Source organism: Thermofilum pendens Hrk 5, assembly GCF_000015225.1.
GTDB classification, from domain to species: domain Archaea; phylum Thermoproteota; class Thermoprotei; order Thermofilales; family Thermofilaceae; genus Thermofilum; species Thermofilum pendens.
The window spans coordinates 1,008,537-1,026,093 of the sequence record NC_008698.1; the positions used below are offsets into that span (position 1 = coordinate 1,008,537).

Below are 17,557 nucleotides of genomic sequence, written 5' to 3' on the forward strand. Positions count from 1 at the left end.
AGATAAATTGATGTTTGTCTAGGCAGTTGTGGAGGATTCCAAGCATTTTTTAGTATTACGTAAAAATATGAAGGGCGCGTTATAAAAGATTATTAACATGCGGTAATAAATCTAGTACATATATGTTTTTTGAAATGTAGTTTTTGAGACATGTCATGAGGGGAGATCTGGGCTTTCGGCGTAAAAGCCTCTGGGTATATCACTTTAACTCTGGTGGGTGCAACGGGTGCGACATAGAGTTTGTCGCTGCTCTTACGCCCCGCTTCGACCTTGAAAGGCTCGGGGTACAGCTTGTGCCCAGTCCTAGGCATGCGGATGTCCTGGTTGTAACTGGCCCCGTGACGAGGGCTTCTGCGGATGCCTTGAAGACTATATACGACCAGGTGCCGGAGCCTAGGATCGTGGTAGCCTTCGGGACGTGCGCGTGTAGCGGGGGTGTATTCTCCAATTGCTACAATGTTCTGGGGGGTGCCGACAAGGTTCTCCCGGTGGACGTGAAGATCCCGGGGTGTCCTCCCAAGCCTGAAAGCTTGCTTCACGCCTTGTCAAGGATAGTTCTGGGTGAGGCTAATGGGGGGAGGTAGGATACAGGGTAAGGTTCAGGTTCCTCCCGAAGGCATACGGGAAGCTGTTAGAAGGCTCGTCGCCGAAGGTTACGCTCACCTAACGGCGATAACGGCGGTCGACCTCCAGGACTCCATAGAGCTGATATACCACTTCGACGGGGGCGGCGGCTACAGACACGTCTCCGTGAAGCTACCCAGGGCTAACCCGACCCTTCCCTCCATCGCCCAGGTAGTCCCCGGCGCCGACTACTACGAGAAAGAGGTACGCGACTTGTTCGGCGTCAACTTCCAGGACGGCGCGGAGAAGAGGCGCTTCATACTCCCGGAGTGCTACCCGCCCGACGCGCCTCCCCCCTTACTAAAGGACGTCGACCCTGCCTCGGTGAAAGCGCTAGTCGCCGAGGCGCCGACGTGCCAGGTTGACGCCGTGGGTTTGCACGCGCCTCTTTCCCCAGAAAGCGTGGTCGTACCCGTAGGCCCGTACCACCCGGCCTTCAAGGAGCCGGAGTACTTCAGCCTGGTGGTAGACGGGGAGAGGATAGTGAAGGCCTTTGTACGCATAGGGTTCGTGCACAGGGGTATAGAGAAGGCTGCGGAGTCTAGGAGCTTCTTCAGGGACATCTTCCTCGTGGAGAGGATATGCGGGATATGCAGTACTTCCCACGCGTGGTGCTTCGTAGAGGCTGTCGAGAGGCTCTTAAACATGGAGGTGCCCAGGAGGGCGGCCTACCTTCGAACCCTCGTCGCGGAGCTGGAGAGAATACACTCCCACGCTCTCTGGCTGGGCCTCGTGGGCTACTGGACGGGCTTCGAGACAATGTTCATGTGGGTCTGGGGGCTCCGAGAGACCATAATGGACCTACTCGAGGAGATCTCCGGGAACAGGGTCCACAAGTCCTTCGTAACCATAGGCGGGGTGCGGCGCGACGTTCCCGACGCCCTGCTGAGACGCGTCTCCGAGAGGGTTGAGACGTTCCGCAGGGAGTTCGAGTCCCTGCTTGAAAGCCTGTCGTACTCCGAGGAGATAATCTCCAGGACGAAGGGGATAGGGAGGTACAGCCTGGATGATGCCAGGAAGTACTGCGCTGTGGGGCCTGTTAGGAGGGCTGCGGGAGACCCGTTCGACGTGAGAAGAATAGAGCCCTACGGGGCCTACCCGGAGGTGGAATTCGAGGTCCCCACGTCCAACGAGGGAGACGTGTACAACCTCATTAGGGTCCGAGTAAAGGAGGTCGTAGAGTCGGCCAGCATAATCCAGCAGTTGGTCGAAAAGATGCCTTCGGGCAACCCCGTACCTCCTAAGCCGTTCATGGGCACGGTTCCCGAGGGTGAGGCTTACAGCAGGATCGAGGCTCCGAGGGGCGAGCTGTTCTACTACGTAAAGGCGAATAACACACACAACCCCTACAGGGTTAAGGTTAGAACCCCGACCCTGGCGAACATCCAGCTCGCGGCGAAGATCCTCGAGGGGCAGACGCTGTCCGACTTCCCAGTCGTCGTCACGAGCATAGACCCCTGCTTCAGCTGTATGGACAGGGTGACTATAATCGACTTGTCCGGGAAGAGAAGGGAAGTTTCTTCCAAGTTTTTCGAGTCGCTTAGAGGGGTGAGGAGATGAACAAGTATAGGAGTAAGCTGGAAATACTAAAAACCGCCGTTAAAAGCCTCTTACAGCCGCCGCTAACCGTACCTTATACAGGCCACCTCAACAACTCGTTCATAAGGGGGGCGCCGCTCCTCGATAGGGACAAGTGCCTGGGATGCAGCCTCTGCGCGAGGTCCTGCCCCTCGGGTGCTATAACGATGGTCCCCGGGGGGAAGAAGGTTGTAGGTGGGAAGGAGGTCGAGCGGAAAATACCCTCTTTCAACTACTACCAGTGCATATACTGCGGGGTATGCGCGGAGGTATGCCCCGGCCGGGCGATAAGCATGGTTAAAAAGCAACCCGTGGAGATAATTTCCCTCGCCTCCCTCCTCCCGCTCGCAACGGGCGAGCCAGAGGCGCTCAAGGTGCTTTTTTCCTTCCTTCTACTCCTCGTAGCCGTAAGCTTTGCGTACTGGCTTTCGGGTAGGGTCGCCGCCAGGGGGAAGCACACTGAGAAGGCGCGGGAGCCGTTCACGGGCGGTGTAGCCCCCAGGTTGCCCACCTACAGGTACCACGTAGAGGAGCTCTACACGTTCGTGATCCTCTTCGTAATGCTCGAGATCACCGCCTTTACCATGATCCTTGAAAGGGACGCCTCGGTAATCCTGCCCTGCCTCCTCTTCCTGGCTTACCTGTTACTACTCGCGTCCCCGGCTACCCGGGGGAGGTGACCGCAGTGCTCGACATTGTCCTCGGCGTCCTGGTCTTCCCCGGGCTCCTGTTCACCGTGGCTATGGGCTTCTGGTTCGAGTACCTCGAGAGAAAAGTTACCGCGAGGATCCAGAGAAGGGTGGGCCCCTTGTACGCGGGCCCCCACGGGCTTCTCCAACCCGTCTACGACTTCTTCAAGCTTCTCTTGAAGGAGGAGATAGTCCCTGGGTGGACCGACGTCTTTACGTTCAGGGTCGCGCCGATCCTAGCCGTAACCATACCTGTCTTCGGTATGTGCGTCCTCCCGGTGGCGAGCACCAAGGGCCTGCTGTCGTTCGAAGGTGACTTCGCGCTAGTTTTCCTTTTGCTGGCGCTCGGCGTGCTGACCCTGTCCCTCACCGGCTACTCCGTCCTAAGCCCCTACACGGCGATAGGTGTTGGAAGGCTCCTCGTGCAGTACTCGATGTACGAAGGGGTGTTCCTCTTAAGCCTTGCGTCGGCCGCCCTGCAGGCGAAGACAATGAGCTTCGAAGGCATACTCGCGTACCAGGAGTCCCACGGCTTCCTCGGTCTCTACCAGCCGGTCTCGCTCGCCGCCGCGCTCGTCGCGCTACTAGCTAAGCTCGAGAAGCGCCCCTTCGACCTCCCCCACGCCAAGCAGGAGGTCGTAGCGGGCTGGATGACCGAGCTCAGCGGGAGGGGTCTAGCCTTCATGAGGCTCTACGAGGACTTGAGCATGGTTTGGGGGATAGCGCTCATAGTCGTAGTTTTCCTCGGGGGACCGCTGGGCCCCGGCTACAAGGAGCTGGGCGCGCTGGCCGGTTTCGCGTGGTTCGCGCTGAAATCGCTAATCGTCGCACTTGCAGTCATCCTCGTTAGCGCGACTACGAGTAGAGTCAGGGTCTATGGGCTCGCGGAGGTCTTCTGGAAGAGGGTTTACCCGCTAGTCCTGCTCCAGCTAGTCGTGGCGTTCCTTCTGGGGTGGTGGGCGTGATCGAGGAGCTTCTCTCCGTTCTCGGCGCAGTGATAATCGTGGGAGCCCTCTACTCCAAGAGGGTCTCTCTATCGCTGTTGCTACTCTCCCTCGGCACGGTTCTCGTAGCCATGTCTATAGGTCTTCTCGTAGGCGCGACGGCGGGCATCCTTGTGGCTACGGTGTTCGCGGGGGCACTGGTAGCGCTTTTATCGCTCTGGCTGATAGTCACGGAGAAAGAGGAGGCGAGAGCAGACTCGATCTACGTGGTGGCGGCAGTATTCTTCGTGTTGATAACGGTGGCTTTCGCCGTGCTCCTCGCATTCGCCTATAGGCTCTCCCCGGTACCCGTTATCCTCAGGAAGTTTACGGCGGAGGACGCTTACCTGCTCCTCACGTTGCTCCTCGTCTCCGTTACAAGTTCAATCTACGTTTTGAGGGGTGATAGAGTTGCCTGAAAGTATCGTGCTATTAGGCGTTGGGGGATTGCTCGTCATCGCCGGTGCAACCTCGGTAGCCGCTACCAGGAACCTCGTAAAGGTGGCTATGGGGCTTCAGGCAATGATTCTAGGCTCGTTACTCATACTGTCCACTGCTGTTGGGTCGTCGCCTACCCCCTCCGTCGACCCCGTACTCCTGGTGGTCGCGGCCGCCGGAGCATCGGAGGTCGTGTCGATCTCTGTGCTTTACCTGGCGTGGAGTAGGCACAGGACGATAGACCCCCACAGGATCTCAGAGCTGAAGGGGTGATAGGCGTGGGTGTAGCAGTTGTACCGGCTTTACTGATACTTTCGAGCCTCGTATGCGCTGTGCTAGGACCGCTGTCGCGTCGTCTATGCGAGGCTCTCGCGGTGCTCGCAACGTTCGTAGGCGCCTGCCTATCCGCCGCTTTCTTCGCCGGATACCTGCCACCGGGCCCCGGAGCTTACGGGGACTGGATTTCCCGCCTGATGCTAGCCGTAGTGAACGTCCTAGGCTTCCTCATAACGCTGTACAGCGTCGGCTACATGTCGGGAGAGGCCGGCTACGTCCGCTACTACTCGCTGATACTCCTGTTCATAGGCTCGATGTCGGGGCTCGTCCTCACCGAGGACCTAGTCCTCCTCTACTTGTTCTGGGAGCTCGTAGGGGTATGTAGCGCACTGCTCATCGCGTACTGGTGGGAGAAGCCGGAAGCAAGGAGGGCGGGCCTCAAGGCGTTCACCGTGACGAGAGTGGGAGACGTAGGGCTCCTACTGGCTCTGGCAACGGTAATCCAAGCTACCGGGACGACGCGCATCCCCGGGGTGATCGCCTCCCTCTCGGGCAACGCGCAGCTAGCCCTGACGGTGTGCAGTCTCCTGCTCGTAGCGGCTGTGGGCAAGTCCGCTCAATTCCCCCTCTTCGTCTGGTTGCCGGACGCAATGGAGGGGCCCACGTCTGTCAGCGCCCTGATACACGCCGCGACAATGGTCAAGGCCGGTGTCTACCTGCTCGCGCGCTTCTACCCGCTCCTACAGGTTGCGCCCGGGCTAGGCGAGCTCGTTGTCTACCTGTCCGTATTCACGGCTCTACTCTCGGCGCTCGCAGCCCTGGGAGCCTCTGACCTGAAGAAGGTATTAGCGTATAGCACGATAAACCACCTAGCGCTAATGTTCCTGGCGATAGGTGCAGGCGCACTCGGAGCGGCGATGTACCACTTGCTCGCGCACTCGATGTTCAAAGCGCTCCTATTCCTCTGCGCCGGTCTAATAATCCATGAGACGAAGACGAGGAGCCTTGACAAGCTCGAAGGGCTTTGGGACGCCGGGCTGAAGTTTACCGCTGTGGCGTTCCTCGTCGGGGCGCTAAGCCTTGCCGGGCTACCCCCGCTCCCCGGCTTCTTCACCAAGGAGGCTGTCCTCGCCTCGCTGGAAAGCGCTATACACGGCGAGGCTGTCCTAGCCCTCTGCTTCGCGCTGAGTGCTCTCTCCTCCCTATACATCTTCAGGCTGTTCTTCAGGCTATTCACTGGTTGTTGCTTCAGGCCTCTACACGAGGAGCTCGACGCGATGACTGTGCCTATAGCTGTGCTCGCAGTACTTACCGCCCTAGGGCTACCAGTGTTACAGGCTGTGCATGCCTACCTCGGAGTTCCCCTCGAGCTCTCCGAGGTGAACCTCCCGGCCGTCGTCGGCGCTTTCGCCGGGCTAGCCGTTTCGTACGCGGTGTGGGGTAGGCACGCTCTCGCCGAGCTGAGGCTGTTCCTGAGACCCCTAGCGCGGGTAGCGGACAGGGGCTTCTACTTCGACGACCTCTACACCTTCCTGGCAAAGAGGGTAGTCAGCATTCTCTCGGGCACGTTTACGAGGCTTCAGTACGGCAACCCAGCTGTTAACACCCTGTGGCTCCTCGGCTTCCTCCTCGTCTTGTTGATAGTTGTCCTGGGGGTGATCTAGGTGGAGAAGGAGATTGTAACCCTTGTCTTTGCGGGGTCCCTGGCCATCCTTTCCTCGGGCTTCCTCCCGGGGAAAGCGTCTAGATACGCGTCCACGGCTCTTTCATCGGCAGTGATGCTGGCACTCCTGTATATAAGCCTGGGAAACCCCGGGCTAGCGGGGTACGTGGGCTTCGTTTCCTCGGTGATAGGGCTCGCCGCCGTGATCTCCGGCTTGGACCTCGTAGAGGAGTCTAAACCCCTGCACGACGCGCTGGTCACCGTGCTTACAGCCAGCCTGCCCCTCCTGCTCCTACTCGGCGACCTGCTCAGGCTGTTCGTGGCGTGGGAAACTATCAGCGTCTGTATACTCGCGTTGACGGCTTTCCACAGGGATAGGGAGAGCGCCGAGGCCGCGGTAAAGTACATCATGCTGTGCGGAGTGGCATCTCTGCTCGCGCTTGCAGGCATAGCGCTATCCTACTTGGAGACAGGCTCCCTGTCCGTCGAGTCCTTCGCTAAGGCAAGCCTCGCGGCGAAAATGCTCGTAGTAGTGGGCTTCGGCGCCGAGGCCGCGGTGTTTCCGCTCCACTTCTGGCTACCGGATGCGCACATGGTGGCACCGAGCACTGCGAGTGCAGTCCTTTCGGGGATAACGATAGAGGCGGCAGGGCTACTCGTCTACAGGCTAGTAGGCTCTGAGCCCATCCTACTGAGGCTCCTCTCGGTGTTGGCAGTGGCTGGCGCACTTCTCGGAAACTTCTCAGCGTACAGGCAGGTCGACGTCAAGAGGCTACTGGCGTACAGCTCGGTTGCAAACGTAGGCTACATCTTCCTCGGGTTAACCTCCGGGAATGCTACCGCGAGGACAGCCGCCTACCTCCACGTAGCGGGCCACGGCTTCCTAAAGGCTGCCCTCTTCATACTCTCGGGCGTGCTCCTGGCGGACTTCGGCTCAAGGAGGCTCGACAAGCTTCAAGGCTCCCTCTCGGGGAGCAAGGTCCTCAAGGCCGTGCTCGTAGTGGCCGCGCTCGGCTTAACGGGGGCACCGCTAGCCCTCACATTTTGGTCGGAGCTCTACATAATAGTCGGAGTTGCCCAGTCATCGCTACTGCTAGCGCTCCTAGCCTTAACGGCGGTAATAGCCTCTTTCGGCTACTACTTCAACCTGGTATACGCGCTCTGCGTAGGGGAAGGCTCCAGGCCTTCTGGGAAGCCTAGGCTCGCGGCAGAACTCTCCATCGTGGGGCTCGTCGCTCTCTCCGCCTCGTTGCTAGTGCTCTACGGATGGATCGCCGGCTACTTCGCTCTCTGACGCGCAGTATCCCTGAAGGCAAAGCGAGGCTAGACTTTACCGGAAGCCTCTTTTTTACTTTGGTCAAGCGCTTTCTTTACCGCCCAGCTGAAACAGATATATCAAGATTATTAGCTATTAACGTAAAGATTTAAATCCTCGGGTCAAAGGTTTTTAAAGAGGTGTACGCGGTGTCTCCTTCGAGTACACTCGCGTTGACCCTGTTCTTGGGGATCGTAGCGGGGCTACTAGTAGTCGTCCTGGCGCTCATACTCGTTAAGGGGCCCGAGGGTAAGTTTAAGAGGAAGAGGTACGAGGCTGGGAACCCTCCCAGCGGCGAGGCTAAGACGCAGCTACCCTACCAGTACTACGGGTACCTCCTACTCTACCTGACGGTAGAGCCTCTGCTGGCGTTCCTGTACCTTTACCCGGGCGTTCCAAGGGAACAAGCCTTACCCTCTTTCCTCGTGCTCCTCTCCGCGTTCCTGTTCCTCGCCCCCCTCGTCGCCTGGGGCGTAAAAGCCGCCGATGAGCTGGAGAGGTGGAGAGCTTGAGCTGCCCCCTCGGCTTCGTAATGGTGGGTAGGCTCGAAGAGTCCGCCAGAAAGGCTGCGCAGTGGCTCGTAGAGAAAACGCCGATAAGGTCCCTGAGGGACTGGGCGATAACATTCAGCCTGTGGCCTGTCCACTTCACCACTTCTTGTTGCGGCGCGGAATTTGCCGCTACCTCTGCTCCGCGCTTCGACGCCGAGAGGTTCGGCTTCCTACCGTTCAACTCGCCCCGCCAGACGAACCTGATGGTTATTGAGGGTACTCTTACGAAGAAGATGGGGGAGGCCGCCAAGATAGTCTATGACCAGATGCCGTGGCCAAAGTTCGTCATAGCCATGGGTGCATGCGCGATAGACGGCGGCCTGTTCTACAACAGCTATAACATAGTGAGGCCTAAGGACATACTCCCCGTGGAGTACTTCATTCCCGGTTGCCCGCCCAGGCCCGAGGCAGTAGCCCAGGCGATAATCATGCTTCAAGAGAAGGTGAGGAAGGGTGAGTGGAGAAAAGCCTAGCTGGCTGGTAGCCCTGGAGGGCAGGTTGAGGGAGCTGGGCGCGGAGCTCGAGGTACAGGGGAGCATACTCAGGGTGAGGCCAGCGCCGGGCAAAGTCCGGGAAGTAGCCGCGGCGGCCGTGGAGGCGGGCTTCGACCACCTAGCCTCCGTCGAGGGCATCGACTGGCCGTCCAAGGGGGTTATCGAGGTGGTTTACCACGCCGAGAGCTACGAGCCTGAGAAGAGGAGGTTCCTCTTCGAGGTCAGGGTGCAGTTGCCGCGCGAGAAGCCCGTTACCCCGTCTCTCTTCGACGTATGGCCGAACGCGCTCTTCATGGAGAGGGAGACCTGGGAAATGCTGGGGGTAATCTTCGAGGGGCACCCGGAGCTCCGCAGGCTACTACTGCCCCCGGGCTGGGAGGGGCCCCCGCCCTTGAGGAAGGACTTCAAGGTTGTAGAGGAGGGTATATATGTTGAGTACGAGTAGCGGTGTCGTATACTCGAGGCTGTTACTCAGGGAGGGCGACGAGTCCGTCTACGAGCTCTTCATAGGGCCGCAACACCCATCCTCGGGCCACATGAGGTTCATAGTGAGGCTTCAGGGAGACGTAATAGTGTCCGTCGACCCGGACATAGGCTACGTGCACCGCACGATGGAGAAGCTCGCCGAGGGGCGGGAGGCCATAAAGGCGATACCGCTCCTCGAAAGGCTGACGATAATAGACTCGCATAACGCCACGGTAGGCCTGGTAACGGCGATGGAGAGGCTTCTCGACGTGGAGCCTCCGCCGCGGGCCCTCTACCTCAGGACTCTTCTCTCGGAGATAAACAGGATAGCGAGCCACCTGTACGGGATGGGCATAGCCGGGATCATGCTGAACCACTCGACGATGTTCATGTGGGCGTTCGGGGACCGCGAGGTGTGGCTCCAGCTCGCCGAGGAATTGACGGGGGCCAGGCTCACACACACCTACAGCGTGCCAGGGGGTGTGAGGAGGGATCTTCCGCAGGGCTTCGGGGAGAAGTTCGAGAAAGCAGCTAGGTACATGGAGAGGAGGTTGCAGGATTACATGAGGATCTTCCTGGAGAACCCCCAGGTGGTCGCGAGGTACGAAGGCGTAGGGGTGTTGAAGAAGTCCGAGGCCTCCAGGCTCGGGGTCGTGGGCCCGAACCTACGCGCGAGCGGCGTGAAATACGACGCTAGGCTCGCGGACGACTACGGTGCCTACAAGGACCTCGAGTTCGAGGTTCCAACCCGAGAGGAGGGCGACTGTATGGCTAGGATGCTGGTTAGAGTGGAGGAGATAAAGCAGAGCATCTCGATCATACGCCAAGTACTCCGGAAGATGCCGGATGGACCCATACTCTCCGAGAAGTACCTCAAGCTCCTGCCGCCCAAGACTCGCGAGAGGGTTTTGCAGGAGGGGAGGGTCAAGTTCCCGGCGCTCTTCGCCTCCCTGAAGTTGCCCGCCGGCGAAGCCGTGGCTAGGGCCGAGATGGGGCACGGCGAGATATTCTACCACATCACGGGGGACGGGTCGGCGAAGCCGTACAGGCTCCGGGTCGTAACGCCCTCCTTCAGGAACGTCATACTGTTCAGGTACCTGGCCCCCGGTCACAGGTTTATGGATTTCCCCGCGATATACGGTTCTCTGGACTACTTCCCTCCCGAGGCGGATAGGTGATCCTGTATGGGGCTAGTCGAGTGGATAGTAAGGCTCGTGCTCTCCCCCGGGGTGTTCGCCCCGGTGATATTCCCGGGTTTGCTCACAGCGCTGGCGGTACTGCTCATAGTAATATGGGCCGAGAGAAAGATAGCCGCTAGGGTCCAGATGCGCGTTGGACCCCTCTACGTTACGAGGCACTTCGGAGGAGTACTGCAGATGCTGGCCGATGGTACGCGCTACATGTTCCAGGAGTTCATCGTACCGGAGACCGCGGACAAGGTTCCCTACATGCTTGCACCGGCGCTCGCGCTAACCCTGGCTATAGCCCCCTTCGCCCTGATACCCTCTGCTCCGGGCTTCGCGCCGGTAAAGTCTCCGTACTCCCTCCCCGCCCTGCTGGCTATCCTGGCGAGCACGCCGCTCTCAGTCCTGCTCATGGGCTGGTCTTCTAACAACAAGTTCAGCATACAGGGCGCTGTCAGGGAGGCGTTCATGACTCTAGCCTACGAGGTCCCCCTCTTCCTGTCGGCTCTCTCCATGGCTATACTCTACGGGTCGATGGATCTCGAAGAGATCGTTGGCAGGCAGTTCCTGCCCGGAGCGCTCCTGAACCCCGTCGCGGCCTTCACCTTCTTCGTCGCGATGGTCATGAGCTCCGGGAGGCTACCCTTCGACATTGTTGAGGGCGAACAGGAGATAGTGGCAGGCCCCTACGTCGAGTACACGGGGATCGTTTTCGGGATAGGCATGGGCTTAGCGTACCTAAAGCTCTACGCCCTCTCGCTACTCTACTCGCTACTCTTTCTGTCGGGCTGGGAGCCCCTGCCCCGCGCCCTCTACTCGGTGTACCCCGGGCTCGCCGGCGTATGGCTCTTCGCGAAAGCGTTTACGCTGATGCTGTTCGTAGTCTTCCTCAGGTCCGTGTACGGGAGGTACAGGCTGGACCAGGCTCTCCGCGCAGGGTGGAGGGTGTACCTGGTCCTAGCCGTTGTTTCGATTCTTCTTTCATGCTTGCTTAGGGTGGTGGTGAATGTCTAGCTACGTGAAGAACTTTGGGGGGCACGTGAGGGCGGTCCTCACGGGGCTAAAGTACCTCGTGAAGCCCAACAGGATCACGGTCTACTACCCGGAGTACTACGTGGAGCCCCCGGAAGGCTACAGGGGCATGATCAAGTACTACCCGGAGAAATGCATCCAGTGCGGCCTCTGCGCTATGATATGCCCGGCGGGCGCCATGAAGATGTACGTCAAGAAGGGCGAGAAGAAGGGCAGGCCGGGAGTGAACTACCAGCGGTGTATCTTCTGCGGCTTCTGCGTGGACATTTGCCCCCAGGACGCCCTGGAGATGACGAAGGTCCACGATGTCGCTTTCTCCAGCTTGGAGGAGCTAGTCTTCCCGCCGGAAAAGCTGGCAGTCGAGGTGCAGTCCCCCGCGCTTCTGAGGGGCGCCGTCAAGGTGAAGCCTGTTTTCGACGAGGAGAGGGGGTTGAGGCATGAGTAGCCTGTTGCTCGTATACGTGTTGATCTCGTGCGCCGTCGCGGTGGCGTCCTCCCTGCTCGCGGTGAAGGTGAAGGAGGACTTCTACGCCGCAGTACTGCTCGGCTTCGTTGGCCTCTCGGTAGCCTCGCTGATAGCACTGCTCGGCTTTACCTACGTCGCCGTGTTCCACGCGCTAGTCTACGTCGGCGCCACGGTGCTCTTCGTGATAATGGGGGTGATATTCATAGGCAGGGGGCTGGGCTACGAGAGGAGGATGCTCGCCGCCGGGGTGCTCACATCGGTGTTTGCAGGCTCCCTCTTCTACTACGCGCTCCAGAGCTCCGCGGCCAGCGGGAGCCCCGCCCCCAGAGTCGGCGTCGACCTGCAACAGCTCTCCCAGGCAGTCCTGCAGAACCAGGTCGCCCTCGTCTTTCTGGTGTTCGCCCTCGCCCTCCTCCTCGTCGCGGGTTTACCCGTTGCTAGGGGTGATGCTAGATGATTGAAGCCCTGTACGCCTACCTAGCGGCGTCCGCCGCCCTCTTCGGCATCGGAGCACTAGGGGCGGTTGTAAGCAGGAGCGTGGTGAAGGTGATGATATCCCTCGAGATAATGTTCAACGGGGTACTGCTAGCGTTGCTAACTCTAGCCAGCATGGGCAACCCGCTCGTAGGCTATACTCTCTCCCTCTTCGCGATAGCTTTGAGCTCGGTCGAGGTGGGCTTACTCGTTTCTGTTTTCATCCTCCTCTACAGGAGGACTAGAAGTTTGGACGTTTATGAGATTCCCGGTTTAGGTGAGTAGTATGGGTGTACCGTACCTCTGGTTGGCGTTGCTGGTACCCTTAGCGGCGTCACTGGCCTCGCTGGCGTTAAAGAGCAGGAAAGCTCTAGCCGCGCTGAACTCCTCTGCCCTAGCGTTCTCGGCCGCCGTCCTCCTCCTACTCTACCTCACCAACGGCTCGAACAGGTGGTTCGACCCCCTCTCGTTCAAGCTGGGAAGCCTGGGGACTTTCTCGCTGGTTATGGACCCCATGGTATTCCTGGTAGCGTTCAGCGTGGCGGTTACAACCTCTGTCATCGCGCTCTACAGCTCCCCCTACATGGAGCATAGATTCGAGGAGCTTGAACGCGAAGGGGTCTCGGCGCCCGGGTGGGGGGCCTACTACTTCCTCTACACGCTCTTTGCCCTCTCGATGATGGGCACCGTCATGTCCACGAACATAATTGAGTTCTACGTGTTCCTCGAGCTAACGCTCATCCCCAGCTTCCTGCTGATAGCCTTCTACGGCTACGGCGAGAGGCTGAAGATAGCCATAATGTACCTCATCTGGACCCACGTGGGCGCCCTCCTCTTCCTCATAGGTGCGCTGACCGTGGGCTCCAAGGTGGGCTTCGACTTCGTAGATCCCGAGAAGGGCTTCCTCCTGGGGCTGGGCGAAGGCGTGGGCGTGCTCGCCTTCTGGCTTATGGTGGTAGGGCTCTCGGTGAAGCTAGCGGCGGCGGGCCTGCACATGTGGCTCCCCTACGCCCACGCTGAGGCCCCCACGCCCATCTCGGCGCTCCTAAGCCCGAACCTCATCGGGCTGGGAGGAGCGATGATGTTCCGCGTCGTCTACGTGCTTTTCCCGAAAACCTTCGCCGCCGCCTCGCCGGTACTGATGGCGTGGGCCCTCGTAACGATGATCTACGGCGGGCTTATGGCGCTGAGCCAGTCCGATTTCAAGAGGCTCCTCGCGTACAGTAGCATCAGCCAGATGGGCTACCTCCTGCTGGGGCTCGCCTCGGTCGACGTGTACGGCGTCGCCGGGACGTTCCTGCACTACATGGTGCACGCCTTCGGCAAGGCTATACTCTTCGCCGTGGCGGGCATACTGATAGCCACGTACCACGGCCTGCGGGACATAACGAGGATGGGAGGCCTCGCCTCGAAGATGCCCTACACGGCCTCGCTGGCGCTCATCGGCTTCATGCACATCACGGGTATACCTCCAACCCTGGGCATCTGGAGCGAGTACCTGATACTAAGAGGAGCCGTCGCGCACGCCCTAGCCCTTGGAGCCCCCTCGTACGTGCTCCTGGCGGCGGCCCTTCTCGTGGGTATAGGGCTCTCGACAGCCTACTCCTTCCTGACGATGAGGAGGGTGTTCTACGGGCCCCTAAAGGTACCTGAGGCGCGTGAGGCCGGTAAAGCCCTCTGGGCGCCGCTCCTAGCCTTCGCAGTGCTGGGCGTGCTGTTCTTCGTGTGCGCCTCCCTGCTCATAGACCCGCTGGTCTCGTCGCTCGGAGGGCTCGGGCTGGGTGGTTGAAAGTGAGAGAAGCCTTACTGCTCGCCTGGCTCTCACCCTATGTTGGGACCCTGGCGGTCCTGCTCGCCAACAGGTACTCGTGGAGGGTTAAGTCCGCGATATCCATACTCTCCATACTGGTCTCGGCCTTAACGTCCACGTATGCCGCCGCGGAGTTCCTGTCCTCGAAGGAGCCCATACACCTGCAGTACACGTGGGTCGGCTCCCTAGGCGTGACCGTGGGGGTCTTCTTCGACGGGCTCTCGACGCTCATGGCCCTCGTCGTGTCCTGGCTCTGCTTCCTGATCGCCGTTTACAGCTACGAGTACATGAGAGGGGAGGTCGGCGAGACGCGGTACTGGCTGTTCTTCACGTTCTTCGTGGGGAGCATGATGCTACTCGTGCTCTCCGACAACCTGGTATCCCTCTTCGTAGGATGGGAGGGCACCGGCCTCGCGAGCTACGCGCTCATAGGGCACTGGTTCACAGACGAGGAGGAGCGCATGGTGGGCGACTACGGTAGGAGGGCCCTGGGCGTACCGATGTGGTCCGAGCCAAGCCACTCCGGGCTGAGGGCCATAGTCTTCACGAGGCTCGGAGACGTCGGAATGGTTGTAGGCATAGCCACGCTACACACGTTGCTAGGCACGACGCTGATACCGGCGGTGGCGCAGGCCTCGTGGGCCTCCGAGCTCTTCGCCAGGGGCGTGCTACCGGCGTTCCTGTGGCTCCTGTTCCTGGGGGCCCTCGCGAAGAGCGCGCAGTTCCCGTTCCACGAGTGGCTCGTGACGGCGATGACGGGCCCGACCTCTGTGAGCGCGTTGATACACGCAGCCACGATGGTAAAGGCGGGGGTCTACTTCGCCCTGAGGTTTGCGCCCATACTCGTAGCCGCCTATCTAGCCCTGGAGCCCGTAGGGGGCTCCGCGGTGGTGCAGGGGTTCCTCGGAGGCCTAGCCTTGCTGGGCGCGTTCACCGCGTTCATGATGGCCACGATGGCCGTTGTAAGCAGGGAGCTTAAACTCGTACTAGCCTTCTCGACTGCCAGCCAGCTCGGCTACATGTTCCTGGGCGTGGCGGCGGGTACGCTGGCCGCGGGCGCGGTCGGCGGGCTCTACGCGGGCTTCTCGCATCTCATGAGCCACGCTGTCTTCAAGGCTTCCCTGTTCCTGGCGGCAGGCGCCGTGATACACGCCGTTCACTCGAGGTTCATCGACGACATGGGCGGGCTCTCGAAGGACATGCCGCTGACAGCCGCCGCCTTCCTGCTCGCCGCCCTCAGCCTAGCCGGAGTCCCTCCGTTCGCGGGGTTCTGGACAAAGGACGAGGTGATACACGCGTCTATAGAGGCGGGGCTCGCCCTGCCGGCAACGCTGGCCGTAGTCACCGCCGCCCTCACGGCGGCCTATACCGCGAGGGTTTTCTCGAGGGTTTTCCTCGGCAAAGCCCACCACGAGGGACACGAGCCGGGGGTGTTCATGGTGGCTCCCTACCTGTTGCTCGGGCTCGCGAGCCTCGGCCTCGGGCTGGCTTGGCCCTACGCTTCGAGGGGCATCGAGGAGGCGTTATCCCACAGCGTTGGCGGCGAGCTGAGCCTTCACACCGCGGAGGCCAAAGGAGCCGGCTGGGTGCTTGAAGCCACGGTAACGCTGGTACTGGTTGTCTTCGCGGCAACTCTGTACCTCTACGCCGCGAGGGGAGTAACCCCCTACCAGGACGTAAAGGGCACTGTGCTCGAAAAGGTGCACGCATTCCTGTACGACCGCTGGTACCTGAACGCGGTTTACTACAGGGTCGTCGTGGGAGGCTTCCGGCGTGCGTCGTCCTCCGCGAGCAAGTACGTGGACGGCCTGCTCGTGGACGGCTTCTACCACAAAGCCCTGCCTAGGCTCTTCCAGGGCCTGGTGTTCATCAGCTCCAGGTACGTCGAGTCGAACTGGGACAAGGCTCTGCACGTCCACCTCGTCGACGCGTTCAGAGGCCTGTGGGCGTCTTTCAGGAGGATGCAGACAGGCAAGGCTCCAACGTACCTCGTGTACCTCTGGGTAGGGCTCGCCGCCCTCATACTCGCTCTCGCGATTGCGGGGTGGTTGCCGTGAACCCTGCGCAGACGGTAACAGCGGCGACGGGGTTGCTGGCCGCCGTAGCCGCTCTCTCGCCGTACTTCAAGGGGAAGACTAGGCAGTTGCTCGCCTTAACTCTGCTCGACGTCGCGCTCGCCGCTCTCGCAGAGCTCCACGTGATCTTCTCGGGCGGCCTAAGTCAGGGGGAGCTCCTAGCGGATAGGTACGCCGCGTTGCTGGCGCTGGTATTCCTCCTCGACCTCTCGATAGTCCTTCTGGGATCGTCGTCCACGGTAGCCCAGTACGAGGAAGGCAACGCGCTGATCGGAGCGGTAGCGCTGGCGGCCGCCGGGCTCCTCGGGATTAGCGTCTCGGGCACGGTGCCGCTCCTCCTCGTATCGTGGGTCCTCGTGTCAGCCGCTAGCTACGCGTCCATAGCCCTGCCCAGGGACAAGTACTCCGCCTCCGGCGCCTCCAAGTACGGCCTGATGAGCCTCGCCTCGTCCATGCTGCTCCTAACGGCCCTCGGCCTCGCATCGTTCAACAGCCCGTCCCTAAGCCTACCGAGCGTGGTTCCCGCCGGGCGCGAGGTGGCGGCCCTCGCCCTAGCGTTCACCGTGGCATCGGTTGGCTTCAAGGCGGGCGCCTTCCCCTTCCACGCGTGGCTGCCGGACACGTACGGGGTATCCGACCCCTACCCCGTCTCGATCGTGGCTCCCCTATCCAAGGGCGCCGTGCTACTAGCGTTCTATAAGGTCTCTGCCATCCTGGCCCCCGAGGCGCGCCAAGAGTGGCTTTGGATCGTGGGGCTGATAGCGCTACTCACGATGACTTACGGCAACATAACGGCGCTCCTCCAGAGGGGGTTCCAGGGGCTACTCGCCTACAGCAGCATCGCGCACGCAGGCTACCTCCTCGTCGGAGTAGCCGCGCTATCCTCGCAGCAAGCCGCGCCGACAGCTCTCTACGGCCTCGTGTTACAGCTAGCCGCGTACTCCTTCGCCAAGACGGGGCTATTCCTACTGGCACGGCTGGCGAGAGCCCGGGAAGGCCCCCCAGTCGCGCTCGACGACCTCAGAGGCTTATCCACCGTCGATAAGCCCCTAGCGGCGTCCGCGACGATACTAGTCCTAAGCCTCATGGGGATGCCGCCGCTCGCCGGCTTCTGGGGCAAGCTGTTCATCTTTCTCGCGGCCGTAGGCCCGGCGCCCTGGCTCACCGCGGTTGCGCTGATAAACACGGGTATAGCCGCCGCCTACTACGCGAGGATAATAAAGGCGGTGTACTTCGAGCCGGGGAAGCCCCACCTCTACGCGGACAGGGGCCTGAAAGTCGTCATCGTGGTCACCGCGGCCGCGAGCCTCCTCGCGGGTCTTGTCCCTCTAGTGCTCCCCCCAGCCTGAACCCCTAAACCTGTATTTTTTACGACTTCCCTTCGGATAACCCTGAAAATTTTTCCTCCATCTTCGAGTAAGCGTTAAAAAGGCGTAGAGG

General features: G+C 60.5%; 19 protein-coding genes. All 19 read left to right on the forward strand.

Annotation, left to right across the window (positions count from 1 at the left end; translation table 11 throughout):
* Positions 1–155: 155 nt before the first annotated feature.
* A complete protein-coding gene (locus tag TPEN_RS05510; RefSeq protein ID WP_011752734.1) occupies positions 156–584 on the forward strand; it encodes an NADH-quinone oxidoreductase subunit B family protein in 429 nt (142 codons plus the stop codon).
* Positions 571–2,184: an NADH-quinone oxidoreductase subunit D gene (locus tag TPEN_RS05515; RefSeq protein WP_011752735.1), complete on the forward strand. Its 1,614-nt coding sequence runs from the start codon at positions 571–573 to the stop codon at positions 2,182–2,184. Before TPEN_RS05510 ends, TPEN_RS05515 begins: the two co-directional genes overlap by 14 nt.
* Entirely contained in the window at positions 2,181–2,882 is a 702-nt protein-coding gene (locus tag TPEN_RS05520; protein ID WP_011752736.1) for a 4Fe-4S binding protein, read from the forward strand. The genes TPEN_RS05515 and TPEN_RS05520 overlap by 4 nt, the downstream gene beginning before the upstream one ends.
* 5 nt (positions 2,883–2,887) lie before the next feature.
* On the forward strand, positions 2,888–3,856 hold the full coding sequence (locus TPEN_RS05525; protein WP_011752737.1) for a complex I subunit 1/NuoH family protein: 969 nt from the start codon (positions 2,888–2,890) through the stop codon (positions 3,854–3,856).
* Entirely contained in the window at positions 3,853–4,293 is a 441-nt protein-coding gene (locus TPEN_RS05530; protein WP_011752738.1) for a hypothetical protein, read from the forward strand. The genes TPEN_RS05525 and TPEN_RS05530 overlap by 4 nt, the downstream gene beginning before the upstream one ends.
* Positions 4,286–4,585: an NADH-quinone oxidoreductase subunit K gene (locus TPEN_RS05535; protein ID WP_011752739.1), complete on the forward strand. Its 300-nt coding sequence runs from the start codon at positions 4,286–4,288 to the stop codon at positions 4,583–4,585. The genes TPEN_RS05530 and TPEN_RS05535 overlap by 8 nt, the downstream gene beginning before the upstream one ends.
* A 5-nt stretch (positions 4,586–4,590) precedes the next feature.
* Positions 4,591–6,252, forward strand: coding sequence for an NADH-quinone oxidoreductase subunit 5 family protein (locus tag TPEN_RS05540; RefSeq protein WP_011752740.1), 1,662 nt, complete (start codon positions 4,591–4,593; stop codon positions 6,250–6,252).
* Positions 6,253–7,545 (forward strand): complex I subunit 5 family protein, encoded by a 1,293-nt coding sequence (locus TPEN_RS05545; protein ID WP_011752741.1) that lies wholly within the window; start codon positions 6,253–6,255, stop codon positions 7,543–7,545.
* A 170-nt stretch (positions 7,546–7,715) separates the two neighbouring features.
* A complete protein-coding gene (locus tag TPEN_RS05550; RefSeq protein ID WP_011752742.1) occupies positions 7,716–8,078 on the forward strand; it encodes an NADH dehydrogenase subunit 3 in 363 nt (120 codons plus the stop codon).
* A gap of 20 nt (positions 8,079–8,098) precedes the next feature.
* Positions 8,099–8,590 carry an NADH-quinone oxidoreductase subunit B gene (locus TPEN_RS05555; RefSeq protein WP_052885395.1) on the forward strand — a complete coding sequence of 164 codons (492 nt, stop codon included), beginning with the start codon at positions 8,099–8,101 and terminating at the stop codon, positions 8,588–8,590.
* Positions 8,571–9,056, forward strand: coding sequence for an NADH-quinone oxidoreductase subunit C (locus TPEN_RS05560; protein ID WP_011752744.1), 486 nt, complete (start codon positions 8,571–8,573; stop codon positions 9,054–9,056). The genes TPEN_RS05555 and TPEN_RS05560 overlap by 20 nt, the downstream gene beginning before the upstream one ends.
* The gene (locus TPEN_RS05565; RefSeq protein ID WP_011752745.1) at positions 9,040–10,254 is read left to right on the forward strand and encodes an NADH-quinone oxidoreductase subunit D; all 1,215 of its coding nucleotides are present in this window, start codon (positions 9,040–9,042) and stop codon (positions 10,252–10,254) included. The genes TPEN_RS05560 and TPEN_RS05565 overlap by 17 nt, the downstream gene beginning before the upstream one ends.
* Before the next feature lie 6 nt (positions 10,255–10,260).
* On the forward strand, positions 10,261–11,274 hold the full coding sequence (gene nuoH / locus TPEN_RS05570) for an NADH-quinone oxidoreductase subunit NuoH (protein ID WP_011752746.1): 1,014 nt from the start codon (positions 10,261–10,263) through the stop codon (positions 11,272–11,274).
* Positions 11,267–11,737 carry a NuoI/complex I 23 kDa subunit family protein gene (locus tag TPEN_RS05575; RefSeq protein ID WP_011752747.1) on the forward strand — a complete coding sequence of 157 codons (471 nt, stop codon included), beginning with the start codon at positions 11,267–11,269 and terminating at the stop codon, positions 11,735–11,737. Before nuoH ends, TPEN_RS05575 begins: the two co-directional genes overlap by 8 nt.
* On the forward strand, positions 11,730–12,215 hold the full coding sequence (locus TPEN_RS05580; protein ID WP_011752748.1) for an NADH-quinone oxidoreductase subunit J family protein: 486 nt from the start codon (positions 11,730–11,732) through the stop codon (positions 12,213–12,215). Before TPEN_RS05575 ends, TPEN_RS05580 begins: the two co-directional genes overlap by 8 nt.
* A complete protein-coding gene (gene nuoK, locus TPEN_RS05585; protein ID WP_011752749.1) occupies positions 12,212–12,517 on the forward strand; it encodes an NADH-quinone oxidoreductase subunit NuoK in 306 nt (101 codons plus the stop codon). Before TPEN_RS05580 ends, nuoK begins: the two co-directional genes overlap by 4 nt.
* A gap of 1 nt (position 12,518) precedes the next feature.
* Positions 12,519–14,021 carry a complex I subunit 4 family protein gene (locus TPEN_RS05590; RefSeq protein WP_011752750.1) on the forward strand — a complete coding sequence of 501 codons (1,503 nt, stop codon included), beginning with the start codon at positions 12,519–12,521 and terminating at the stop codon, positions 14,019–14,021.
* A 2-nt stretch (positions 14,022–14,023) separates the two neighbouring features.
* Positions 14,024–16,099: an NADH-quinone oxidoreductase subunit 5 family protein gene (locus TPEN_RS05595; RefSeq protein WP_011752751.1), complete on the forward strand. Its 2,076-nt coding sequence runs from the start codon at positions 14,024–14,026 to the stop codon at positions 16,097–16,099.
* Positions 16,096–17,466 carry an NADH-quinone oxidoreductase subunit N gene (locus tag TPEN_RS05600; RefSeq protein WP_011752752.1) on the forward strand — a complete coding sequence of 457 codons (1,371 nt, stop codon included), beginning with the start codon at positions 16,096–16,098 and terminating at the stop codon, positions 17,464–17,466. The genes TPEN_RS05595 and TPEN_RS05600 overlap by 4 nt, the downstream gene beginning before the upstream one ends.
* Positions 17,467–17,557: the final 91 nt, after the last annotated feature.